This is a genomic window from Paenibacillus sp. 01T424 (genome assembly GCF_056398745.1).
On sequence record NZ_JBFTPZ010000001.1, the window covers coordinates 98,842 to 124,435 of the forward strand.

Sequence of the window (25,594 nt, forward strand, 5' to 3'; positions counted from 1 at the left end):
CGAAAAGTATAAACTTTCCATAATGAACAAACAACCTGTCAATTGTTACTATCACTTGTACGTTAAAGATAGAGTTAGAAGGGTTTCAGAACCATAATTAGACAGGTTGTTGATAGTGTCAAACGAATAGTAAACTCAATTTTGTAAGCGCATACATATTAATTTGACAAATAATTCACCTCTTTCATCTTCTCCTCTCCTGAAGTCTAAATGGTTATGAATCGTTATTCTTCACTTCTGAATCGGCTCTGGGTACCTCATCCACCGTATGCTTCACCACACCCTTGTACTACCATGAATTAACATATGTAAAACAAAAAAAAGGAGATGAGTATTAATGATTAAAAAGAAAGTCAGTTTGGCATTGAAGCTTCTGCTGCTTGTGGCGCTAGTGATGTCGCCATTATTGCTGAGCGGCAAGAAGGCAGATGCGTGGGTTGGCATGCCGATGTCCAAGCTCCATGTAAGCGGCAACCAATTGGTGAACAGCAGTGGACAGCCTGTTTTGCTAAGCGGGTGGCATCAGCCTTCGGGCGCTTACTGGACGTACCAGAACAGCAATTACTACCTGAATCAGAATGGCGGGAATCGACATGCAGCGATCTTAGCGTATTTGAAAGATATCACCGACACCTTTACAAGCACCTCGGCCAAATACGGCAACAACCATGGATGGTATATGAATCAGGTACGTCTATTCATTGACCGGGAAGACATGGGCGACGTAGCGGCGGGCACGTACAATTTTGCCGGCCTGCAAGCCGTTACTCAGAACGTCATCATTCCTTATATCAACTATGCCAAGACCAAGGGCCTATATGTCACCCTCGGCCTAGATTTCACTTTAAGCAACAACCAAGCAACAACCCCTGCCAATCTCGCAAAGTTTAATCAGATTTGGGGTTACCTCGCTGATCAGCCAGGAATCAAGAGCGCTGACAATGTTATGTTCGAGCTCATTAACGAGCCCGTGCTGTCTGATGTCAATGGCGTCTGGGGCGGTCATCCTTCCCAGTCCAATTTCATTGCCTACTGGAACTCGCTCAAAAATTTCCAAAATTCCATGATCTCCACAATTCGCAGCAAAGGCGCGGATAACGTCATCTGGGCATCGGGACTTGGTTGGGATCAATACTATCAGCTATGCGCAGCCTATCCGTTGACGGATTCACTGAACAATATAGGTTATTCCGTACATTGGTATCCGGGCTATGGCGCTTATGATGACTACACTCCTTTGCAACAGCAATGGGATACCAATATTAAGCCTTGCGCTGATAATTATCCAATTAATATTACGGAGACAACCTGGTTCAAGACCCAACCGGGAGACTCTTCCTACTGGGATCTGTTCAACGGCTCGAACGCGGGCTTCGGCAAAAATACCAAAGCGATCTTCACGGCAGCGGGCAATGTGAGCATCGCTGTCCATATGAATGGATTTTTGTTGAATCCCGGCACGAGAAGCTCATTTGCAGACCCAACAGGCGGATTGATGTATGATGGCAACACTGCCCGGGACGGCATGGCCCGATTTATATTCGAATGGTACTATGAACGTGCGCAATTCAATCCTTGGAATGGTATATGGAATGGAGTCACGAATGGCGCAACTTACAAGCTCGTCAACCGTGCTTCGGGTAAAATACTCGAGGTTCCAGGCGGCCAGAATACTAACGCGTTGCAGCTTCAACAGCGGGCAGACAATAATACGACAGCTCAGCGCTGGATCGTCACGGATCAAGGCACCTACAATAACTATTACGAATTGCGAAGCGTAAGCTCAACTGACAACAAAGTCATGGATGTTCGTAACGGGACAAAAAACAACGGGGAAGCGATTCAGCTTATGCAGGATCTCTCCAATACCGCGCAGCAGTTCCGATTGATCAAGCTCAGCAACGGTTACTGGAGCATCTTGAATGTGAATAGCAACAAAGCGGTAGAAGTCGCCGGCTCCTCCACGGCTGATGGCGCGAATATTCAGCAAAACTTATACAGCGGCAATCTCAATCAGCAATGGCAGCTGGTACAGATTAACTAGCAGGAAGAGGTACAAAAAAGATGTCCTAAAGGGGGATAGACGGGACTGCCCCCCGGTTATGAATCTCTAATTCAAAATATACTTATCGTCGCCCATGTGCTCGCTTATATCCGATAAATCGTGGGAGAAAATTCGCGATCAACTTGTTTATTCAAAAGTAAACGGTGGTTTCCCTAGATTGATGGTTAAGGATCTGAAGTATTTGGAGCGCACGCTTCTCCATGTCAGTCAGCTTTGGGGAAAAATGTTCATCTGGAGACGTTTGTTGAGGATAAGAAGATTGTGTTCAGCTGCGTTGGGAAGAAGACGAGTCGGAAGTTTGTTTGAGTTAAGAGGACAGTGCTTCTTAACTCTGTTTTGAAAAGAAATCATATTTAAAGATGCTACAGAAAACCCGATCTCATTGGATCGGGTTTTTTGTAACACTCTTTTATGCAATTTTGTCATATACAAATATGGATAACATACTACATTTCGATCAATTCAGTGCAGTGGTTATACGTCATAGCCACATAACAATCGCTTGACGCCACGCAATTGCTCACCGCAAACTCCCCCATGTATCATTGCTTTAAAGGTATAACCATGTTCCATGTATCGGAAGCATCCATAAAACCGTCGATGCCGTCCGAGACGGCCGCGAACAAATGTGTCGGCTTGCCGTTCTGGAAAAGCAGGAATGGCCGCTCCAGATTTCCCAGCGTCTGCACCGTTCCATCATCATAACGTACCGTCCGGGAATAGCTTTGCGGCTGTCCATGCAAGGTCCATTTCAGCCCGTCTGGAGACCCAGCGTAGATGCCGCCGTATTTTTCACCACATAGACGCCCTTCCATATCTTTGGCGATCAAATGGTATCCTTTCGCTGTTTGCCAGATGAACGGATCTTCGATATGGAACGACTCCGGAGGAAACACCGGCTCTCCGCTCAGCACCCGGTATGGTCCCTCGTAGTGATCCGCATACGCGACGCCAATCGTCATGCCGCCATGCAGGTTGCCTTCGTAGCTTCGTGCCTTGTAGATCAGCAGCACGGAACCGTCCTCCCGGACACACGGAGCCGGATTGGAGGTCAGAAAGCTATCGAATCGGCCGGGGCGTGTTGGCAATATCGGTTCGTCCGCTCTGTACCAAGGACCGAATACGCTGTCTGCGATAGCCAGGCCTACCCGTTTGTTCGCCCGCGCCACGATGCATTGCGGATCGGTTAACCCGAAATTTTCGGGCGGCTCCGGATCGCCCAGCGGATGGGTCGAGCCCGTATAATAAAGTAGATATTTGTTGTTGTGCTTAACGATATGGGGGTTGTGCGTGCAGCGTCCGTCCCAATATTGCGCTCCCCTCGCCGGAAGCGCCACCTCGCGGAATTGGTACGGTCCCTCGGGCGTATCCGAGTCCGCCCTGACAATCTCTGAAGCCGTCATCCAGCCGGGGTGCATCGGCAGAGTCTTCGGCCAGCGCGAGGCAAACATATGGAATTTGCCGTCCTCGCCCTGCACGACGGAACCACACCATATCCAATAACCTTCCATTCGGAAGCCGCCGCCACGCGGAGCCGGCAGCATCGTGTTAGTATGCATGTAACGTCAACTCGCCTTTTCCCTCTGCTCCATAGCTTCTGCGAACCATGGTCTCCCATCCTTTCAAATAAAGTAAATAACCGGCATGCTCCGCACAGCTATGGAACGACATAGCCATGCCGGCGGACCGACCGCCGGCATGCTTGATCATCAATTACCCTAAGGCGTATTCAGCCCCACATCGCCTGCCGCAAGCGGGCGATTCAGCAGAGGCGCTCCGGAATATTCATCCGCCCCCACATCCGTTGTCGCCCGCATTTGGCCGTCCATATCCGCCTGCACGAACGCGTATGTCCCTACAGCGGCGTCAATCGCTGGGCTGCTTGCGGACAACTTCTGGATGCCGCTCACCGTAGTGAGCAGCGGATTGATATTTCGGATCTGCCCCGAGCTGCGCGATATGTTGCTAATGGTGCTGCCATACCCGATGTTGCCCTGAAACAGCGTATTCGTTGTCGCCGCCTCGTAATAAAGCGTGCCGGTGCTGTTGCGCACGATATTGTTCGCCACGACGGAATCCTGCGGAGCATACGCTTTGCCCGATCCAATGACGATGCCGGTTGTGCTGTTTACAATCGTATTGTTGACGATAAGCGCCCGGTAAACTTTCCACTGTTTGCGCAATTGTTCGACCGTCGGGCTTGGAGGAGAGCCTCCAGTACCTCCGTCGAAATCGCCGTTTGGCAAGTAGATTGCTTCGCCTGTCAAATTCTCGAAGTAGTTGTTATAAATCTTATGGTCATTGCCGAACATCCGGATGCCTTCCTGATCCGACTCGACACCGTCCCCGAGGAAGAAGTTGCCGTATACGCTGTTGTTATGGCCGTGCCGCAGCGTTAGGCTGCCCTTGGACGTGAGGAATGTATTGAAGCGCACTGAATTGCTGCTGCTCTTGACCGAAACAATTTCCGGCTCGCCATCGCAATTCTGAAATACATTATATTGTATCGTATTATAGCCGTGGGAGAGCGTTAGACCGGACAAGCCGAGACGGATCGTCTCTTTGCCGTTGGCTACCCATGGGCCTACATCATGGAAATAGTTGTATTCAATAATATCGTATTGCGAAATTTGCCCTGAGCCATCCTGTCCTTCGTAAGCGATCAGCGGTTCGGTGTCGCTCTTCATTCCGAAGTCGTTCCGGTCGATGCGGTTATGATGACTGTTCGTGCCCCGCACTTGCAACCACATCAGGCCGCCGCCTGAGCTTGGCAGCGCAAATGTATTACGGGTCAGTCGCACATGGTGCGAGCCTTCGAGCACCACCGCGCCATTGCTTGTGTTCGTAAACTTTAATCCGTCCAACACCACATGCGAGGAGTTCTCGACGCGGAAGCCCGATGCTCCCGAGATGATAGCTTGGCCGCGGTTTTTCGCCTTAATGACGATTGGAGCGTTGGCGGTGCCGTTTTTGTTCTGAACAGCAAACGGGCTTGTACGCGAATACGTGCCGTTTGCCAGCACAATCGTTTTACCCGCCGCAGCGGTTGCAAGCTCGGCAGTGAGCTGCGTGGAAGTGCTAACTTCGACAACCGTCCCTTCACTACCGCTGCCGCTTGAATCGCTGCCATAAATTTCGACCTCTGCGAAGCTGTTCCATGCGTTCACCGAGTTGCCGTGGCCAACAATACGAACGTAGCGTACAGGGGCCACATCGGCAAAATCAAATGTCTGCAAGCTGTTGCTCAGACTGCTGACTGCTCCCGAAAGCGCTGTGCTGAAGTTGTAGCCATCATAGGAAGTCTGGATATCAAAGCTGAAAGTTCGCTCCGCCCCGTTGGTGAAGGCGATCTTCACATATTCCACTTGTTTGCTCGATCCAAGGCCGTATTGGACCCACTCCCCGTCGCCACTCGCCGCCCAGCGCGTGCCGAGATCGCCGTCGATCGTATTCGCGACGATGTTGCCGTCATCTCCACTAGCCATTAGCTGCGGTACAGTAACCGCCAGCTTGCTTGCACCCGGCGAAGGGCCGCTCGCGGTGCCGTACAGTTCAACTTCGGTATAGCTGTTCCACAGGTTGGAGGAATTGCCGTGCCCAACGACCCGCACATAGCGGGCAGGATCGACATCCGGAAAATCGAACGTTTGCAGGCCTTCCACAAGGCTGCTCACAATTCCGCTGCTGACGGTCGTGAAGGCGGAACCGTCCGTAGACGTCAAAATATCAAAAGTAGAAGTGCGGCTTGCCCCATTCAAAAAAGCAATTTTAATGGAAGACACTTTGCGGTTTACGCCCAAATCGTACTGAATCCATTGCCCGTCGCCATTCGCTGACCAACGTGTGGCGAAATCGCCGTCCACCGTGTTGGCCGGAACATTGCCGTCATGTCCACTCGCCGTCACGCTGGAGCTGCCAATTGTGAACTTCGTATCGGCCGCCCGCGCCGCTCCTGGCATTAACGCAACTAGCATACAGAGCAAAATCATGCATGTCATACTTTTGGTTCCCATAATTCTTCATCCTTTCCGTTATGAATTGATGGTTATTGAATCATTCCCTTCGTTCCGTCCGCACCTCCTCTCAAGAATACGGAAGCCGGGAGGTGCTTCCAGTCCTCCCGGCTTCGTTAATACGGCCCATGATCCCGCTCAAAAAATATGCTGGCTCCAGCCTTTGCTCTTCGCCAAAGCTTCAATATAATAGTAATCGCCGTAAATCAGCGATACGTTGATGTTGCTATTGACTGGCTTATGCCCGGTTGCTCCGAGCAGAATGCCTTCATACTTCGGCTGATCGAACGTACTGTAGTTGTTCGACAACGAGCGCAGAATGCGCGTGGCCGCGAGCTGATATAAAGCGGCTTCCTCAGGAGGCACCTGCGACGCGATATCGATCAGTCCGGATGCCGCGCAGCTTGCCGCCGAGGTGTCGCGCGGCTCGTCTGTCAAGTCGGCCGCCGCACGGAAATCCCAATGCGGCACATCGTCTTCCGCCAACGCGCTAATGAAATAATGCGCCACCCGCTTCGCCGCATTCAAGTAACGCGCTTCCCCCGTATAACGGTAAGCGCAGCTCATCCCGTAGAGCGCCCAAGCTTGGCCACGCGACCAGGACGATTGCGGCGCGAAGCCCTGTCCACCGTCATAACGCTCCACTTCGCCCGTCTCCGGATCGAAGATTACGATATGATGCACCGAGCCGTCGTCTCTTATAAACGAGCGGAGCACCATATCTGCATGAGCAACCGCAATATGCTTGAAGCGCGGATCATCGCTTTCTTCGCTCGCCCAGAACAGCAGTGGCAAATTCATCATCGAATCGATGATCGACCATCCCGTCTGGTTGCGGGGCCACGCTCTAATGAACTGTCCGACCGGGTTGTACCTGCCTGCCAAATAGTTGGCGGCAAACAGCCCGCGCCGCCGTGCGTCCTCGTCGCCGGTCAGCTTGTAGCGAATAACCGATGTCGGCAGAAACTGAAAGCCAACATCGTGGTGGAAATGGTTGTCTCGCAAGTAACATTGCTCCATGCGTACATCCCAAGGCTCTGCCTCCTCCCGATAACGCCGCTCTCCGGTCATATCGTACAGAATCCACAGAATGCCCGGCCAAAAGCCCGAAATCCACTGATCCACTTTGATCTGGTCATATTTGCCTGCTGCCGAAACATGCGGCGCTTCTGTCCAGCCCGCTTCGATCATATGATCAACTTTAATCTTCACTTTATCCCACCAATCCGACAGCTCGGATGGTTTCAGCTTCACATTTTCATGGCTCATCTCAAAATTCCACTCCTTATCCTAACCTTTGATGGCACCGATCAAGGCGCCTTTCACGAAATATTTTTGCAATAACGGGTATACCAAAAAAATCGGAAGGGTAGCTACCATAATCGTGGCGTATTTCAATGTCTCGCCGAGTATGATGATCTCATCCTGGGATGCTCCCTCCGCCATGGAGCTCGCCTCGCCGATAATCAATATTTCTCGCAGGATCAACTGCAACGGATACATCGACCGATCCTGAAGGAAGATCATGGCATTAAACCACGAGTTCCAGTGGCTTACTCCGTAATACAGGCCTACCACTGCAAGCACAGGCTTGCATAACGGCAGGAAGATGCGGAACAGAATGACAAAGTCGTTGGCGCCATCGATCTTGGCCGACTCTTCCAGCGCATCCGGCACCGCTTCGAACGAAGTCCGCATAATAATGAGGTTAAACGCGCTTATTGCGGTAGGCAGAATTAGCGCCCACAGTGAGTTCGTAATGCCTAGCCCTCTAACCAGCAAGTAGAACGGAATTAATCCACCACTGAAAAACATCGTAAACACGATAAAGAGCGTAAGCTGCTTGCGATATTGCAACGTTTTTCTGGACAAGGCGTATGCGGCGAAGGAAGTGAGCAGCAAATTGAGAGCCACGCCTACAATGACAATAAATAACGTGTTGCGATAGCCGAGCAGGATCATCGGGTTGCTGAATACCGCCCCGTATGTTTCAAGCGAGAAGCCCAGCGGCTTCCAAAGAATGCCCTTATGCGCCATCATCAGCGCCGGTTCGCTGAATGAAGCAAATGCCACGTACAGAATGGGGTACATTGTTGCAATCATGAGCACGGACAAAAACAGCGTATTGCAAACCCGGAATATATGTTCACCCAAGCTTACTCGCATGCGAACCCTCCTCTACCACAAGCCCGTATTGTTCAACTTTCGGCTTATCCAGTTGGAGCCGATAACGAGCGCGAAGTTAATCACGGAGTTGAACAATCCGACTGCTGAGCTGAAACTGAATTGAAAATCTTGAAGCCCGACTCGGTACACATACGAGGAAATGACATCCGCTGTCACATAAGTGGTCGGGTTGTACAGCAGAATAACTTTCTCGAAGCCAACGCTCATAATTCGGCCAATGTCCAGGATGAGCAATATAACGAAGACGGGCAGCAACCCCGGTAGAGTAACATTAAGCATCTGCTTCCAGCGTCCACCGCCGTCGATCTTGCAAGCTTCATATTGCTCGGGATCGATCGCAGACAGCGCGGCCAAGTAAATAATTGTCCCCCAGCCTACATGCTGCCAAATATTCGACGAAACGAAGATCGTCCGGAAAAAAGACGGCTCCAGCAGCATCGTGATCCGCTCGCCGCCGAAAAATGCGATAATATCGTTAATGACACCGTCACTGCTCGTAAAATCCTTGATCATGCCGCAAATAATGACAAGCGAAATAAAATGCGGCAAATAAGTGATCGTCTGAACCGAACGCTTGAACAGCGCATTTTTCACCTCATTAAGCAGCAAGGCGAGAATAAGCGGAGCGGGAAAACCGAAAACGAGATCGTACAAGCTTATCATCAGAGTGTTTTTAAACACCCGCCAAAAATACATTCCGCCAAAAAAGTCTCTGAAATGCTCAAGCCCAGCCCACGCGCTGCCCCCAATTCCAAGCCTGGGATTAAAATCCTTGAACGCAATAATTGCACCGTACATCGGGAAATATTGAAAAATAATGAAATATGCCAAAACAGGAGTAAGCATGATGTACAAATACTTGTTCTTAACTATGTCTTTCGCGATATTAAGCGGCAGACGCCCGGCATGCGCGACTTTGCTGCGTCCCAGCTTCAACTGAGCCATCTCCTACTCCTCCTGTCCACATGCAGCATCATCGGCAGGGGATGGTTGCACCACCCCCTGTCCCCACGGCGGCCAGCAGCCTGCCGCAAGACGATACATGGAGTTATCTTTTGTTGTAGCGTTCCAAGGCACCTTGATAGATGTCGATTACATCGCGAATGCCCATATCTTCCAGCTGCTTCACGAAGCTGTCGAACTTGTCGAGCGGTTCGTTGCCCATTAAAAATTTGATAAACATTTCTTCCAGATACGTGTTGATTGCCGTCATCGTCTGCGCTACCTTCTTGCTCTCATCTACAGTAGGCGTAATGAACGCGGGCAAAATATGTTTCTCCGCATCGGTCTCCGACCAAACCTTGACCGCCTCATCCTGTTGCGGAAACGTGTTGGTCGATTTTTGCTCATGCATCGGGAACGGGCCATTCGGAACTGTATATTGCGCCAGCATCTGCTGCGAAGTGTACTTTTCGTTTTTCACGATCATATCGGTAAATTTCGGGACGCCGTTGTCCATCGTGTAGCTTTCGCCTTCAACGCCGAAGTTGTACATCATGGTTCCTTGCTCGCTAAATGCGAAATCCAGCCATTTTACGATCGTTTCCAGGTCTTTCGCTGATGTCGTCACGGCCGCGCTTGCTTTCGGGTTATATTTGAAATCGCGCTGTCCGGTGAATGGTTTTTCGCCTGCTTTCAATACCGGATAAGGAGCCGCTGCGAGATTAAAATCCGGATTTTGTGCTTTGCCGGACTCCAGCCATTTGCCCATGCCGCCGCCCAGCAGGTAAACAGTTGCGCCGGACTCGCCGTTCAGAAACCGCTTATCCAGCGTGTTGCGCTCGACGATTGGAAAGTCTTTATCAATCAGCCCTTCGGAATACCACTGGCGGAACAACGTCAAAACATCTTTGTATTGCGGATCTAACGGACCGTATTTCACTTTGCCCTGATCGTCAATATAGAAGCCGTGCGACGTTTTGTATGCGCCGAAAAACGCATCCTGTAAATTCATTTTGTTCGCGTATAGTGCCGTCAGCGGTGCTGCGGCGCCTTTTTTCTCTTTGAACGCCGTTAGGACCTTATGCCAATCATCTATCGTCACAGGCAATTGCAGCCCCAGCTCATCCAGCCAGTCTTTGCGCAGCATTGGTCCGCGGAAGACTACGCCTTCCGAGTTGCGTACCATCGGGAAGGCGTAATATTGGCCGCTGTCGGTTTTCACCATTTTATCCAGATCCGGATCAGCTTCCAGCATCTTCTTTAGATTAGGCGCATATTTATCGATCAAATCGTTGAGCGGTACGATAACCCCGTCTGCAATCGCCTTTTCTGGTCCACCTGGATAGATGCTCCAGTCGTACTCCAGCACATCCGGCAGCTTGCTGGAAGCCAGCAACAAATTAAACTGCTCTTCCGCTTGACCGTCGGTCGGGTGGATGTAGGTTACTTTCACGCCGGTAGCTTCTGCAATCGCCTTCCCGATTGGCRCTTCCGCCAGATTCGTTGTAAATGTAATCAGGTTTCCGTTGATTGGAGCCCAGTACGAGAACGTATCTTTGGCATCCAGCGGATAAACCGGCTTATTCGCTCCCTCGTTGCCTTTGCTTTCGTCATTGCCGCCCGTATTGCTGACGGCGCTTTGAGTTGGCTCTGTCTTGTCCTTGTTGCCGGAGCCCCCATTACTCGTGCATGCGGTTAACAACAATGAGAGTACCATTGTGATCCCCAGTGTAAGCTGCAGCCCTTTGTGCATCTTGCCGTTTCGATTTTTCGCCATTGTGCCCCTCCGTTCTTTTCGTATCGAATATGTTGGTGTGAATACGCTTTCATCGTAACGCTAATTCAGTGCCACAAACCATTGTCAAAACCTCAAATATACTGCAATTTCTCAAAAATGAGGGTAGCAAAACCGCAAGTTAACCGCTTTTTCTTGAAAAAAAGCCCGAGAGCTACTTGACTTCCCTGTAGCGCCCGGGCGTAATGCCTTCGAACTTTTTAAATATGCGGTGGAAGGTATTCACATCGTTGTAACCGACCATCAGCGATATTTCGCTGACATTATATTTCTCACTGGTAAGCAGCAATTTGGCCTGCGCCAGCCGCGTCTTGTTAATGTAGTCGAGCAGAGATTCGCCCGCAAGATCCTTAAACAATTTGGAAACATACGACGGCGTCATGGAGAAGGCTTCCCCGATCATCGAAATGTTCAGGTTCTCGTCTTGGTAATACTCGTTAACATATTTCATGACCTTATCGATTAGCGGATTGCTGCAGTATTCACGGTTATTATTAACGTAGCCGCACAAAAGCTCCAGCATATCGTATAGCTGGCTGCGCATCTCCCCAACCGTCTGGCATTGCATCAGGCGTTCTATGGCGCGCACTCCGTCAGGCATATCCGGCTTGCCCGCGATGCGGATTTCTCCAATTACTTTTTGCAGCGTTGCCATCAGATCGAACATGAGACATTTCGCTGTATGGAAAGGATACGGCTCTGTCGTAACATTTTTCTGAACAATCTCCCCGACAAACGTTTTCGCCTTTTCGAGCTGGCCTTCGCGAACCATAACGATCAATTGCTGCTCGGCCTTGAGAGGATAAAAATAACCACCAGGAGCAGTCCCCTGGTTGTCGCTGCCGCTCAGGTCCGCATAATGAATAATGCCCCCGCTGCCTGCAATGATACGGAATTCCATCGCCTCGACCGCTTCCTGAAACGCCTGGAAGATGCCATATTCGCCCTCCTGCTGTGCACTGAAGGCAGCGGTCAACTGGACATCGGCATGACTTGCGATGAACGACATCGTTTCTTCCGCGATGTGCTCCAGCTCCCCCCGCTGCTCCACCGGCGAAACAAGCTGATGGTTGACGATGCAGGCGAGCAGCTCCTGGTCCAGCTCTACCGCATAGGCGTTGACGGACTTTCGCGCAACCTCCTCGACCACATTGGCGATCAGGAAGTGCAGCAACCGCTTGTTATGTACCTGATCCTCATCCTTCCGATGGAACTTGCCGAAATGCTCGATGCGCAGCAAGATAACAGAAAATCCGCCCAGCGGGAAGCGCAGATCATAGGCTGAGAACGATTCGTGCAGCGGGATATGGCTGTCGAGCTGCCCTTTCAGCAACCGCTGCAGGAAATGCGATCTGAGTGTATTGTTATGCTGATTCAGCTTGTTATGAAGCTCCTCCTTCTCATGGAAGGTGCTGCTCAGCGCCTGCTCCAGAAAGGAGTATTCATTAGAGCCGCGATCGAATGTAACACCAGCCTTGAACGACAAGCTCTGAATGAGCGCATGAATCGGCAGGTAGTTCCGCTTGAGCAGCCAATACGTCACGCCACCGCCAATAATAAGGCAAAGCAAGATGCTTGCGTTCGTCAATTGCTCTACTACGTTCATCTTCTGGTGGTATACGCCCGCCGGAAGCGTCATCACATATTTCCATCCCGTAATGGAGGAGGTTGTATAGGATGCAACAAGCCTGCGACCGGAAGCCTCGATCTCCAGTTGCCCTGATTCTTCCGGCATATCGCTGTAGTTTAGAGCAGGTTCCGCCAGCGACTCGCCCGTAGACGCAATGAACCGATTGTCTTCATCCAAAATAAAGATAGTGCCTTCCTCAGGCACCGACGCTTGCTCCAGCAGCTTGCTGCGGTCAATCATAAATAGCAAGACAGCTCCCGGCTGATTCATGATCGTTGATGTCGCATTTTGGGCATACATGACCGTAGGCCTCCACTCATTCTCTTCAGATACAACAACCGAGTGGTAGCCTTTAATGTACCATTGGTCAAAATATTTTTGAAACGACTGGAACGGCATTTGCTCTTCAAGGCGGATATGGTCGTATAACGCTTCGATGTTCATACGGTTGTTGCGGGCGATGACCGTATCGCTATTTTTGTAATAAATATAAATGCCTTCAAGAAAATCGTTAGCAATTTCATATACGCGCAAATCATTGGCGATTTGGTATATTTCGTAGTGATCTGAATCAGACAAAATGGGATCGGCAGAAATAAATGATGCGATTCGCCTGTTGAGGCTCACCTCGAGGCTTAGGCTCTCGATTCCTTTGAACTGGCTATCTATGGCTTGCTCCATCTGAACAAGAATGGATTGGTTGGCGCGGTTAATTTCGGCCTTTACAACGTTCAGCGTCGCGCCGTATATAACGCCGCTGATCAGAATGGGCACGAGCAGCACCGAAATGTATGAAAGCATCCAGGTCAGAAATACGCTGCGATTTTTGTGCCGGAGCTGCTTTAGATAGATCGTCCACCGGTTTCGAGTTTGGGCCATAGGTTCTCCTCCATGTTAGCTTTAGTCGGAGTCGGGACCGACGTCAATTCTTGTTAGAATGGCCGGACAACGAATATCCTCGACTTCCGCTTTCTGATTGTTGATACATACCGCCGGAGACGGCCGGTATTCATATATGGCCTGTTGCTCCTTGCCGCATACACGGTTGTAAGCGATTACACAATTCTCAGGCGCATAAGGAATCCGCTTGCCCAGCGTAATACCATGACGACAATTCACAATCGTATTATTCACGACATGCGCGCGATAGACGCGCCAATGTTTCCTCAGTTCCTGCTGCGTCGGCGCCTCCGGATAGCCGCCTGGACCCCCATCGTAGTTACCGCCGTCAACGAGCAGCGCATCCAACGTCAAGTTTTCCATATAATTATCAAAAATGTGATGGTCGTTGCCGTAAATGCGAAACCCGCCCATCTCTTCCTTCATGCCATCACCGATAAACACATTGTGATGAAAACGGTTTCCATGTCCGTGCCGCGCAGTCACTTGGCCGGCGGAGTTAAGGAATGTGTTGTACCGAATTGTATTATAGCAGCTTTTTACCGAAATAATCTCGGGCTCTCCGTCGCAATTTTCAAACAGATTGTGTTGAATCGTAATATAACCGTTCGAGAGAGAGATTCCGGACAAGCCGAGCCGGATCGCTTCAAGCCCGTTGACGACTCGTGGGCCTATATGATGAAAATAATTATATTCGATAACATCATGCTGCGAAATTTGTTCCCCGTCGCCATCAAAAATGACGAGCGGTCCAAGGTCGGCCTTTGGCCCGAACTCGTTGCGTTCGATTCGGTTCCAGCCGCTGCCGCTTCCCACCACAGACAGCAGGCTGTACTCCGCCCCAACCTGTCGCGGCTCAAATCTATTCCGCGCAATCCTCACATGCCGCGAACCGTCCAGAATGATAGATTCGCGCTGCTCGACCTGGAATAGCAGCCCCCATACCTCTACATAAGCAGAGTTCAAGATGCGTATACTTGATTCGCCAGCTATCGTCGCTTTTCCTTTATTGACAGCGCGAATGCTTAATATGGCGGTGTCCGATCCCACTTTGCCTTCAATGATATAGTCTTCATTCCGCTCATAAACGCCGTCTGCCAACAAGATCGTGGAACCAGGTTCTGCCCGGCCCATGGCTGCCGCCAACTCGTCGCTGCTCGACACCCAATAAATAGTAGTCATCTTCCCACCTGCTTCCTATTAAATAGGCTGATATGATCCGCAGCCTTTGCAGGATCATATCAGCAACTTCACAACCTCTATTATGAAAGATACGTTTCCCATGCCATAGTGTAAAAAAATGAAACAATCATAAAAAAGTAAACTGAGGCTCAAAAATAGCGAAAATTATCGCCTTGCAACCTGTAAATCGCAACCTGCGGTGGACAAAACATGCGAAAGGACGTATCCCGATATCAAATCGTGGATACGTCCCCTTTGCAGCTGCCTGTTTACCAGCCCGCTTAACCGAAAAAAAAGTATGCAACCTTCATCTCTTCTTCCTTCAACAGCAACTTTTGTGCTGCTTCAAGCAGAGGCGTGCGGTCATAGACAAGACTTTTCATTGCAATTTTGCCATCGGTAATCGTGAAATAGTGCGCTTCTTTCGACGGATCGTCGCGACGGCGGTAGGACACGCTTCCCGGATTCAGCCACAAACTGGTGTCGCTCAAATAATGAATGCATCTGCGATGCGTATGTCCGAATATAATGCGGCGATCTCCTGTGTCCTCTGTTGTCTCGCCACTGCGTTCCTCCCAGAAAGCGTCGTACTTGGGCAAGCTGTCAATCGTCAAATAGTTGTCGTACAGATGCTGCATCGTATAACGATAGCCATCCATTTCGAATGTGCGGTAGACTGGTATGCTTTCTAGGAAGGAAATTTCCGCTTCACCGAGCAGCCTTGCATTGCAATGTGCCCACTTGATACTATCCTCCGCCACATCATGACCTCTATTGCCGTTTCGGTATAGGTCAATAATAATGTCGTCGTGGTTGCCGCGAACGCAAATTGCATCGTTCTTATGCACCCATTCGATAACTTCCCGCGGGAAAGGACCGTAGTCTACGAGATCTCCCGCGCAATAGATTAAGTCACAGCCTTGTTCTGCTTTGCGGATCGATTCCAATGCATAGACGTTGCTGTGAATATCCGAAATAATTAAAGCTTTCATATTCAGTTCAACTCCCATAAATTCAAAATTCCCAGCAGTACCGTCACCACTTCCACCCGCGCAATGTATCCCCTGGCATGAAACGGTTGCGCTCCCACCCCTGTACGATTTCCGTTTTTTGTTCCGAACAACTTGGTTAAAGCCAGCTTTACTCCCCCTCGGCACCCGGCACGAACCCACTCCAGCATTCGGATCTAAGTGTTCTCCCATTTGCCCAGCACACTCTCCCTCCTTTATATAAAAAGATGGAACTTTGATAAATCGTCAAAAGCTAAACCCCCCCTCGAATATATCGATTTCCTATCTGCAAATTCTGGAATGGACATCAAATGTTAAAAAAGTCACTCATGAGATCGTAAATTTTCGAGAAAAAGGGCACGTACGCTGCCTCATACTAGCTTCCGTTAGCTCAATAAATAGAGCAGGTTACCGTAGCACCTGCTCATCAATGTTTTTTATTCAAATCGTGACTCGTTTATGCTCGGCAACCCTCAAATGCAAGGGGGACGGAATGTTTTTCATCCTATTTAGAAGATTAAATGATTAACTTGCTATTCCTATCCATTTTCTTGCGAAATCCTTTTACATAAAAAGTCCGGAAATTGTCTGATCATTAAGCTTGATATCACAAAGCAGAAATTGGTCTAATTATGTACTGTTCACCTGCAACTGTAGGAAAAGAAATTTTCTTAATATGCTGCTCCGACTTAGCTATAACTACTCCATTATTGATAGCTTCAATTTCTACTTCAGCATCTATCGTACAATTGCGTCCTAGCTTTGAAACAAGCTTGGCTTGCGAAAGCCTACCGCTTGCCCATTCTATCCCTATCTCGAATCCGCCGCGCGCACGCAAGCCTGTTACGCTTCCCGTCTGCCAAGTATCCGGCAAAGCCGGCAGCAGTTGCAGCTTCCCTGCATGTGACTGCAGCAGCATTTCAGCAATGCCAGCCGTTACCCCAAAGTTTCCATCAATCTGAAATGGAGGGTGAGCATCGAAAAGATTCGGGTAAACTCCTCCAGTATGCCCTCTATCTGGGTCCCTCTCATCAACAATTCGCAGCAAATGACTAATTAATTTACGAGAACGGTTGCCTTCGCCAAAGCGTGCCCATAGTCCAACTTTCCATGCGAGACTCCAACCTGTTCCTTCATCACCCCGAATTTCTAAAGAGCGACGAGCTGCCTTGAACAAGTCACTATCGTGATCTTTCGTAAATTGACTGCCCGGATAAACGCCATATAAATGAGAAACATGGCGGTGATGGGGATCCTCTTCATCGAAATCAACAGACCATTCTTGGAGTCTGCCTCCTCTTCCGATTCGAAGCGGAGCTAACTTATCTCTCTTGCTGAGCAGCTCCTTCTGCCACTCCTCATCCACCTGTAGCACTTCTGCAGCTTTAACGCAGTTTGTAAACAGCTCCCAAATAAGTTCCATATCCATAGCGCTTGCCGTCGACACACCAACTAAGCTGCCATTCGCAGGATTTTTGAATTTATGCTCGGGAGAAGTGGAAGGCGATGTGACTAACGAGCCTTGATGATCCTCCGTTAAATAATCACTTATGAACAGAGCCGCCTGCTTCATAATCGGATATGCACGCTCTTTAAGAAATAGGAGACTACCACCAAATAAATAATGCTCCCATAAATGACTGCATAGCCATGCTCCCGCCATCGGCCATAGTGCCCAGACTGGATCACCATGCCCATAGTCGCCTACAGGCGCTGTTTGTGCCCAAATATCAGTATTTTGATGAGCTGTCCAGCCTCTTATGCCATAATGCACCTTGGCTGTCTCACTTCCTTTAATTTTCAAACTGTCAATCAAATCAAATAATGGGTCGTGACAATCAGGCAATCCGCAGGTCTCTGCAAGCCAATAATTCATTTGCGCATTAATATTCAGCGTCCAATTGCTGCTCCACGGCGCCCTCGTTTCTCGGTTCCATATCCCTTGAAGATTAGCCGGCTGACTTCCTTTCCGAGAGCTGGCAATAAGCAAATATCGTCCATATTGGAAAAATAGCTCTATGAGTCCATGATCATCAGCTCCGTGCATCCTAATCCGTTTATTAATTGGTATCTCTGATTCATGTTCCGATGAAGCCGAATCTAATTGCAATTGGACACGATCAAACAAAGGCTTGTAGTCGGCAAGATGTTTATCCTTCAGCAAATCATAGGACTGTGCTGCCGCTAGCGATAATCGTCTTGCAACCTCCTCGGACGGATTCTTCCCCTCATGAGTAGGCGACTTATCATAACCATTAAAGCTAGATGCAGCAGTCCATATAAGTATAACCGAAGAGGCTTTACTGACATGAAGACCGCTATCATCCAGCTCTATCATTCCACCATCCGCTGTTGCGGTTAGCCCCGCCTCAAAGCGAATAGCCTCACTTTCCACTTCTTCTTTATATACGATTGGGTTATCGGTACAATAATAGCTTGGATCCACATGATCCGGACAGCGGCCATTCATGACGAGACTATCATCTCGCACAGACATTCGATATTTTAGCGGACTCTGCATCCTAGCAGAGAAGTTAAGCGACGAAGCTTTGCTGGCAGTTAATCTCATTACAAGTATCTTATCTGGGTAAGAACAGAACGTCTCACGAATGATACGGTTATCTCCCACCTTAAACTCAACACGGGCAATAGCAGTCGCCAATTCAAGGCTTCGTTTGTATTCGGTAGCTAGATCACCATGATAAAAATCGAGTATGAGATCTCCTAATGGCAAGTAGGATTGTGTATAGGGGCCCAACATAGACTTCGCTAGCTCGTCTGCTTCTTCATATCGCTCTTCTTGCAGCAGCTTCCTAACTTCGGGCAACACCGCTAATGCATTCGGATTATTATCTCCCTTAGGGGGACCTGACCAAAGCGTATCCTCATTTAGTTGTAATCGTTCTCTTTCCACACCGCCGAAAATCATCGCCCCTAGATGCCCATTCCCAACAGGCAGCGCCTCTGTCCATACATCTGCCGGCTTGTCAAAATACATATTCATTCACGTTCACTCCTCTTTGTTGTTTCCCGATAACTGCCGGGGGTTACGCCAACCTATTGTTTAAATACTTTATAAAAATGTCCTAGCCACACAAATATTTGAAACGTGATCTGCTTTCTGAAACGTCTGCTGAATATGTCTGGTAAAGGACTGGTCAGAGAGGTTCATGTAACAGGATGTGAATTCGTTTTCATGTTTGCCTCCTTTCTATAGTCTTAATTATAAAACGTTTTCATTAAATGAATACGGATCATTTATAAGCACTTAGGTATCCGATATTAAGGTGCTTTACATAAAACATAAAAATCCCTAACCCCTAAGTTATTAGGGGATTGGGAATTTGCATCAGTTGGGCTATTCGTTTGGTTAGCCGTATTGGCCAAGCAGCATCTCATGCTCATAGAATCCCTTATTAGCCTGCGCTTACTTGACTTACCGAAACGTTTGGAGCTAAGTTATCTGCACATTCTTTATAAGCTGACCCACATTCATATCATTCAGATCCTTTAAACCCTCCGATTGCCATTGTCTATGCTAATCGCATACTCCGCTTCCGCAGAAAGCGCCAAAATCTCTGGCTGGCGATCTTCCAGTGGTCTGGATGGCATGTAGATGTCTCTCTCCTTTAATAGAGGAGAAATTTTCAGAACAATCGAATGGCTCGCCAATTGATCACGAAATCTCTTTAAGCCTATTTTCCAAGGGACGCCGTTATAGAACTGATCTGCGACGCATTGTCCGGCAATATAGGCTTGTACTACGTCTCCTACGAAATCGACGATCAACGTGATTTCGCTCGCTTCATCGAATGCCGAAGCATCTATACGAATCTCCCATTCAGGTGCTGTTCCTTCTTGCCCCTTATCTTCGAATAAATAGTTGAAGAAATCTCCGTTTAGCGTAGAATCACGGATCCGCTTCCATGAGAATTCGACTTCACGAGTTTGCAGGATCGGCTTGAACGCCTGGAATATCCCCTCTTTGTCTTGTGAAGTCTTCAACGAAACGCCCTGACAAGTGATGTTATGTTCAACAGGAGGATAAACAGCAAATGCCATCCGGTCGGCTTCAGTACCGCTAATGCGCAATCCTTTCTCCTTAAACACGACGTTTCCTTCGCATAGAATTAACCGTTCACCTCCAAATGCCCGGCCCTTCCACAAATGCAGCGACTGCTCTTCGGTTATTGTCAGCACCTTAACGACATGACTGGCAACAGAGCGAACAGCGAATTCGCAGCCAGACCCCGGTTTCAGATCGGAAATGGCGAGCGTACCATCCTGCCGAACCAAAGTTCCCTCTTTCAATTCGACATCGGAAACGGTATCCGATTCGAAGGCGAATTCGGGGCGCACGCCAGAAACCTCGAAGAATACATACAGCGTCTCCCCATCTCCGCGAAGCCTACATAACAACTGTGCGGTCGCATATTTCAAACGTACACCGTCCATATCCATATGGAATGGCCAGAAGAAGTAACCGTCCTTCTTAAGCGTAAATCCATTTGCAGGAACGTTCAGCTCACCTCCGGGCAACCGCAATTCAACCTGTACGTCATCCTTGTCTTTCATCTCCGTCAGTCTCTGGTAGTTGTTGAAGAACAGGAAGCCGCTATCTCCTTGCGCTCTCGCTACGACGCGTACCGTCTCGTTATCCTCCAAGGATGAAGGCCGAACTTGCGGAAAAACCACAGCCATAGGCGCCAGCCTATCTCCGAAATCGTGTAGAAATAAATGAAGCCGCTTTAGTTTTCTATAAGAATCCCTGATTCCGCCAAACTCTCCGAGCGGCGCCTGGAAATCGTAGCTCCGTACGGGCAACTGATTGCCTTGGGGATTGGATTCTTGCATCGTTGAAAGTTCTCCGAGCGGCTGGGTTCCTCCATGATACATATAATAGCCCAGCAGATTGCACCCGTTAGCTATCTTAATCATCGCCATCGCGCCAACGTCGTCCGCCTGTATGATGGGACGCCGATGATAGGTAATTTGCACGCCGCCCCCAAGCTCGCAAGAGCCATCGGGATAACGTTCGATGTCTTCCAAATCTTTAATATCAACGGCTTTCTCGCCGAACAGATCGCTGCCGATGCTCGGATCATTGCGTACTGAATGGAAGAAATAATGCGGTCCTGGAGGCAGTTGGTTTGTATGCTTTTCCCAAGGATGATCCGGATAACCTCCGAATAGCGGCAGCATTTCGTCCTTCGGAATCCGTGCTCCACCTGGGCCTCCCCAACCTGTAACCGTATATAAAGGAGCTTTCATGCCCAATTCTCGCGCGATACTCTTTAAGGTTCGCAAATGCTCGGGGTTATCCGTCAACTCGTTGTCGAATTGCATACCGACGATCGAGCCGCCATCTTGGAAGGACAGCCCTTCGATCTGCTTAGCAATTTCCCCGTAAAACCTTCTAACATACCACAAATAGTCATCATCGTTTGTCCGTAACGCGCATCTTCCATAGATCCAATCCGGAAAGCCTCCATTACGGCATTCGCCATGCGCCCATGGGCCTATGCGAACAAGAACCTCCAATTCGTTCTTCTGACAGAGCTGCACGAATGTCCTAAGATCCTTGTCTCCCGACCAATCGAAGCGACCTTCTGTTTCTTCATGATAGATCCAGAATATATAAGTAGCGACGATCTGGATGCCACCCGCTTTCATCTTAAGCAGCTCTTCCTCCCACTGTCCATGAGGAAACCTGGAGAAATGAAACTCCCCCATAACCGGCAGCCACGGCTTTCCTTCGCGGGTGAGATGCAAGCTGTTCACGTTGATTTCCTCTCCCGCCGGATTGGTGCCTCCCATTTTTAGATGGCCTTCGATCAATACTGGCTTTCGTTGATTGCCGACATCTAGTAAGTATTTCATTGTTTCACTCCCCGAGTATGCGTCCTTCCAACCCATCCGAGCTGTTGCACTGGATTCGAGCGCTTGAATTAAATTTCACTTCCATCATAATTTTGGAATCCTACCTGAACAACGGGCATTTTTTAAGATCATTGTCCAAATCCGTCGAACTGTCTTATACAAATATTAATCTCGTAGTCAGATATTTAAAAATCGAAACTGATTGCTGACCAGAAGGCCATTAGAGTTCAGAACATGGCTTGTTGTCCATCTTCCAGCGTTCACCTGCAAGCAACTTCAACTTACTCACTTCTCCGCCCCTTACTCTAAAATCGACTGTCTGATCGACGTTCGAGACAAGCGTCACACTCATCCTCCGATCCTCTAGATTCCAGTTCAATATGAAGAGATATAGTTAGATTTTTAGGTCGTTCTCATTTCTTAATATTCGAAGCAATGATGGATATAATCGTTTGACAAAGCCTATTGTCCCGAATATGATAATACTGACTAGTCAGTACAAATTAAAAGGAGTTGATATTCATGCATGAAATGTACGAATTGAAAGCTATCTTTACGCCGAATGAAGGAAAACGCGGAGATTGGGCAAAACTTAAAGTGGAGTACGGCAATCTCGGGGATAGCATCGAGATCGACAAAACGATCATAAGAATTTCGGATTACGGGATTTACGATGCAATGAAACGCGAAGAAGACGGATCGTTCACATGGTCTTATCCAATTCCGTATGAGGCACTGATCCAAACCTACGAGATCGATGTGTATGCGATAGACAAGATAGGAAACAAGGGACCTAAGCAAACGGTTATCTTCACTGTTACCAGCTAAAAATTCCCTTTCACATGAAACCGACGGCAGCTCGAATGTCTGCCGTCGGTTGTTCCTCCTAATCTACCTTTTGTCCTCTTCGGTTTATCTCTTCATCCAGCGACGCATTGTCATTCGAGAACTTATCACTTGCCGATCCATTTCCCGTTCGTGAAGTCGGGGATCGCTACCGGTTGCCCGCCCATGGCAATCGAGTCCTCGGTTAATGAGGATATACTCATCCACGAAGCCATATCATATACATCAATCGGCGTTTGCGTCCTGTTCTTGAAACTCTCGATGAAATCCCGGAAGACAAGCCAATCCATACCGTCATGGCCTCCTTTAATTCCTTCCTGCAAATAGCTCTCCCACAGCGGATGTTCATATTGCTCGCGATGGTGCTCGACGTTCCCCCATTGCGTCTTCCAATTCGATTCATACTGGTTATGCTGTCCATCTATGAATAAAGAATGGTTCTCCTCCATATACATTCCTTTTGTTCCCCTTACCGTAAAACCTCTTGAATAATATCTAGGCAATGTAGTATCCAATGTGAGTGTAATCGTTTCTCCGCGAGCGCACTGGATGATAGTCGTTACGATATCGCCTTGCTTAAACCGAGTACGAGCAAGCTCGCTATCCTTCCTCTTGCTTGTGATGTATTCCTGCATGCCTCCCGATTTTGAGGCGAGAGACACAAGCGATACCATGCGATTTCCTCTATTGATATCTAGTATTCTGGCGATGGGACCTAGCTCGTGAGTGGGATAATTATCACAGTTTCTATGAATATATTCGTTCAGTCGATAATGACGGTTTTCTTTGCCATTAGCGATTTCATAGCGCAGGTCGTGAAGATAACCTCCTGAGCAATGGACGATTTCCCCGAGAATGCCTCGCTTTACCATATTTAATACCATGAGCTCATCGCGGCCATAGCAGCAATTCTCCAGCATCATGCATGGAACTCTCGTTCGCTCATAAGCTTCTACCAGCTTCCAGCATTCCTGCATGGAATAAGCTCCTCCGACCTCGCAAGCGACATACTTCCCTTTCTCCATCGCTTCGATTGCGATAGGGATATGGGTGGACCAAGGTGTGCAGATCATGATGACGTCAACTGCCTCTTTATTCAGAACTTCCTTATAGTCACCAGTTTCAAAAGGTCGACTGCAGCCTGCCTTCTCAATCAGATTAGCTGCCTGTTCGCGACGATCCTCGTGCAAGTCACAGACGGCGACGACTTCCACGTCCTCCATTTTCAGCAATATGATTTCCAAAAGCCCCGTTCCCCGTCCACTAAGCCCGATTAAACCGATTTTCACTTTAGATTTCATCCTCGTGATCCCTCCGAATAATAGCTGCTTGCCCCTTATCGATCGCAAGGTGCTCTGCCTTCATTGATATCGTCTTTACGATTGCGACTGCCTTGTCTGCCATTGTATTCCCGCGAATTTCAACTCCGCTGCATGCCCGTAAGCGGATGATTTCTTGCGAATCAGCGTATTCTCCGCCCATATCGCCGTTCCTTGAGATCTGGTTATCCGCAACAATTAAGTCGTTTATGCTCTTCGCATCCAATAATGGGGAACCGTCCAATTCAAAGCGGTTATTGCTAATCACAACGTTGCTGTGCACGGGTGCATCCACTGATACAACCGTGTTCTCCGGTTGAATCAGAATGACCGGCTGATTACCGTTACCACAAGCGACGAACCGATTTCCCCTTATCTGGACATCGCGAACCATCCCCGATTCATACCAGCTTACCGCATCGTCGGCGATGAGAATCGCGCTCATATGCAGCTTCTCGAACAAATTATTCTCGATGGTCACTTTACGGCGCGTTGTCACTAGAATTCCACGAGTCGGTATTCTCTTGAAGACATTTCCGCATATGGATACTTCGGGCGTCCATGTGACATTCTCGATGACATCCTCGTCCCCGATCATTCTCGGTACCGGAGCATCCAGCGTCAGTTCGGCTTCACGCAGACTACGCTGCTTGATGTCGACGACATGACGGGTAGCATAAGGTATTAACGAGCTAGCGGAAATAAAATCAATCTCATCGCCCAGATGGAAGGCGCTGAATCCGTAGCTTTGCGGATGCATAAACCGTACGCGAATGCATCTCTCGTCCTCGGCGCCAATGATTCTTAGATGGGTACCGTGAATATTGATGGCATCATCGTGCGCACCCTCGAATAAGCAATCGTTGATCGATATTTTTCCTTTCATCCCGGAAAGATGAACAAAATCGGCGAACGCCGCCGCTGTTCGTCCATGGGAAGGATCCGGCGCCAATCGCAAGCCCTCGAAAGTCAAGTTTTCGCTGAATTGCCCGACGATCCCAAGCCCATGCATATATTGCATCCAGACATGACGCCAGGTAATATTCCGGCAGCCAACGATCAGGGCACCAACCTGATCCCGAATGCCATCGCGCATTTGAAACACATGACCAACCTTCGTGATCGGAGCAGGCGATACAAACCAAAGCCGAAGCTTACCAAGCTCCATCTGTTCGACATGGCTGGCTAACGTGATCGGGTTGGGTACTCTCCAGGTCCGGTTGCTCACCGGGTCAAATTCCTGGGCAGGACCCCCGCGGTAAGACCAATCTTCATCAGTCCAATAAAGCTTATCGTCCATCAACAAATAATAAGAATCCGGATGAACCTCCACCTCCCAATAGCTTTCGCAGATCGCGACGATTCGCATTTCGGATATAGTCGGCCGGGCGAAATCGATCGTCAGGTTCCGTATTTCCACATCGACGCAGCCGTCCATGACGATCAGCGTCATCTTCCCGTGAAACAGCAGCCGCGAGCTGTTCCCTTCCACATGAATTCGTTTTGCCCCTTTGAACCAGAGGCCTATCGTTTTGATTGGATGGGGATGCTCCTTTTCGCTAGCCGTATTCGAGACATAGTAAGGTTCTTTGCTAGCGTTATTGGCATACAAATCATATCGTCCTGGCGGAAATTCGATCACCGTCGGCCCATCCTCGGCCGAAGCGGCATCGATCATAGCTTGTATGGCCCTAGTCGCATCCTCGCCAGAATCCGGTATCGCTCCGTAATCAGTTGCCCGAAACAAACGGGGCGCCGGATCGTTTCCTATCTCATTTGCTTGACCTCGCATGCTTCATCTCCCAGTATGATCGACTTTTCACTA

The 25,594-nt window shown here is 49.0% G+C and carries 17 protein-coding genes and 1 pseudogene; 3 read left to right on the forward strand and 15 right to left on the reverse strand.

Annotation, left to right across the window (positions count from 1 at the left end; translation table 11 throughout):
- Positions 1-337: 337 nt before the first annotated feature.
- Complete coding sequence (locus AC1DPK_RS00365) at positions 338-2,044, forward strand: RICIN domain-containing protein (RefSeq protein WP_477508897.1); 1,707 nt, start codon at positions 338-340, stop codon at positions 2,042-2,044.
- Between the two features lie 106 nt (positions 2,045-2,150).
- Positions 2,151-2,371, forward strand: a pseudogene (locus AC1DPK_RS00370) (stage V sporulation protein R); the annotation flags it as partial.
- 236 nt (positions 2,372-2,607) lie between these two features.
- On the opposite strand, the gene AC1DPK_RS00375 reads toward AC1DPK_RS00370, so the two are convergent.
- The 13 genes from AC1DPK_RS00375 to AC1DPK_RS00435 all read right to left on the reverse strand — a co-directional run bounded on the left by AC1DPK_RS00375 (position 2,608) and on the right by AC1DPK_RS00435 (position 21,956).
- A complete protein-coding gene (locus tag AC1DPK_RS00375) occupies positions 2,608-3,576 on the reverse strand; it encodes a glycoside hydrolase family protein (protein WP_477508898.1) in 969 nt (322 codons plus the stop codon).
- A gap of 37 nt (positions 3,577-3,613) precedes the next feature.
- On the reverse strand, positions 3,614-3,775 hold the full coding sequence (locus AC1DPK_RS00380) for a hypothetical protein (protein WP_477508899.1): 162 nt from the start codon (positions 3,773-3,775) through the stop codon (positions 3,614-3,616).
- An 8-nt stretch (positions 3,776-3,783) separates the two neighbouring features.
- Positions 3,784-6,078, reverse strand: coding sequence for a chondroitinase-B domain-containing protein (locus AC1DPK_RS00385; protein WP_477508900.1), 2,295 nt, complete (start codon positions 6,076-6,078; stop codon positions 3,784-3,786).
- Between the two features lie 138 nt (positions 6,079-6,216).
- Entirely contained in the window at positions 6,217-7,347 is a 1,131-nt protein-coding gene (locus AC1DPK_RS00390; protein ID WP_441880433.1) for a glycoside hydrolase family 88 protein, read from the reverse strand.
- A gap of 21 nt (positions 7,348-7,368) precedes the next feature.
- Positions 7,369-8,244 (reverse strand): carbohydrate ABC transporter permease, encoded by an 876-nt coding sequence (locus AC1DPK_RS00395; RefSeq protein ID WP_477508901.1) that lies wholly within the window; start codon positions 8,242-8,244, stop codon positions 7,369-7,371.
- Between the two features lie 12 nt (positions 8,245-8,256).
- Positions 8,257-9,210 carry an ABC transporter permease gene (locus AC1DPK_RS00400; protein WP_076267706.1) on the reverse strand — a complete coding sequence of 318 codons (954 nt, stop codon included), beginning with the start codon at positions 9,208-9,210 and terminating at the stop codon, positions 8,257-8,259.
- A gap of 103 nt (positions 9,211-9,313) precedes the next feature.
- Entirely contained in the window at positions 9,314-10,984 is a 1,671-nt protein-coding gene (locus tag AC1DPK_RS00405) for a type 2 periplasmic-binding domain-containing protein (RefSeq protein WP_477508902.1), read from the reverse strand.
- Between the two features lie 172 nt (positions 10,985-11,156).
- Positions 11,157-13,511: an AraC family transcriptional regulator gene (locus AC1DPK_RS00410; protein ID WP_477508903.1), complete on the reverse strand. Its 2,355-nt coding sequence runs from the start codon at positions 13,509-13,511 to the stop codon at positions 11,157-11,159.
- Positions 13,512-13,532: 21 nt separating this feature from the next.
- Complete coding sequence (locus AC1DPK_RS00415) at positions 13,533-14,714, reverse strand: polysaccharide lyase 6 family protein (RefSeq protein WP_477508904.1); 1,182 nt, start codon at positions 14,712-14,714, stop codon at positions 13,533-13,535.
- Positions 14,715-14,995: 281 nt separating this feature from the next.
- A complete protein-coding gene (locus AC1DPK_RS00420) occupies positions 14,996-15,706 on the reverse strand; it encodes a metallophosphoesterase family protein (RefSeq protein ID WP_477508905.1) in 711 nt (236 codons plus the stop codon).
- A gap of 625 nt (positions 15,707-16,331) precedes the next feature.
- A complete protein-coding gene (locus AC1DPK_RS00425; protein ID WP_477508906.1) occupies positions 16,332-18,728 on the reverse strand; it encodes a glycoside hydrolase family 95 protein in 2,397 nt (798 codons plus the stop codon).
- Positions 18,729-19,234: 506 nt separating this feature from the next.
- Positions 19,235-21,604 (reverse strand): beta-galactosidase, encoded by a 2,370-nt coding sequence (locus tag AC1DPK_RS00430; RefSeq protein ID WP_477508907.1) that lies wholly within the window; start codon positions 21,602-21,604, stop codon positions 19,235-19,237.
- A gap of 220 nt (positions 21,605-21,824) precedes the next feature.
- Positions 21,825-21,956: a hypothetical protein gene (locus AC1DPK_RS00435; RefSeq protein ID WP_477508908.1), complete on the reverse strand. Its 132-nt coding sequence runs from the start codon at positions 21,954-21,956 to the stop codon at positions 21,825-21,827.
- Positions 21,957-22,126: 170 nt separating this feature from the next.
- Between AC1DPK_RS00435 and AC1DPK_RS00440 the strand changes: the two genes are divergently transcribed.
- Positions 22,127-22,432, forward strand: coding sequence for a hypothetical protein (locus tag AC1DPK_RS00440; RefSeq protein ID WP_477508909.1), 306 nt, complete (start codon positions 22,127-22,129; stop codon positions 22,430-22,432).
- A 125-nt stretch (positions 22,433-22,557) separates the two neighbouring features.
- Here AC1DPK_RS00440 and AC1DPK_RS00445 read toward each other — a convergent pair whose 3' ends face one another.
- Together AC1DPK_RS00445 and AC1DPK_RS00450 are read right to left on the reverse strand one after the other, a co-directional pair.
- Positions 22,558-23,751, reverse strand: coding sequence for a Gfo/Idh/MocA family protein (locus tag AC1DPK_RS00445; protein ID WP_477508910.1), 1,194 nt, complete (start codon positions 23,749-23,751; stop codon positions 22,558-22,560).
- Positions 23,741-25,561 (reverse strand): right-handed parallel beta-helix repeat-containing protein, encoded by a 1,821-nt coding sequence (locus tag AC1DPK_RS00450; protein WP_477508911.1) that lies wholly within the window; start codon positions 25,559-25,561, stop codon positions 23,741-23,743. Before AC1DPK_RS00450 ends, AC1DPK_RS00445 begins: the two co-directional genes overlap by 11 nt.
- Positions 25,562-25,594: the final 33 nt, after the last annotated feature.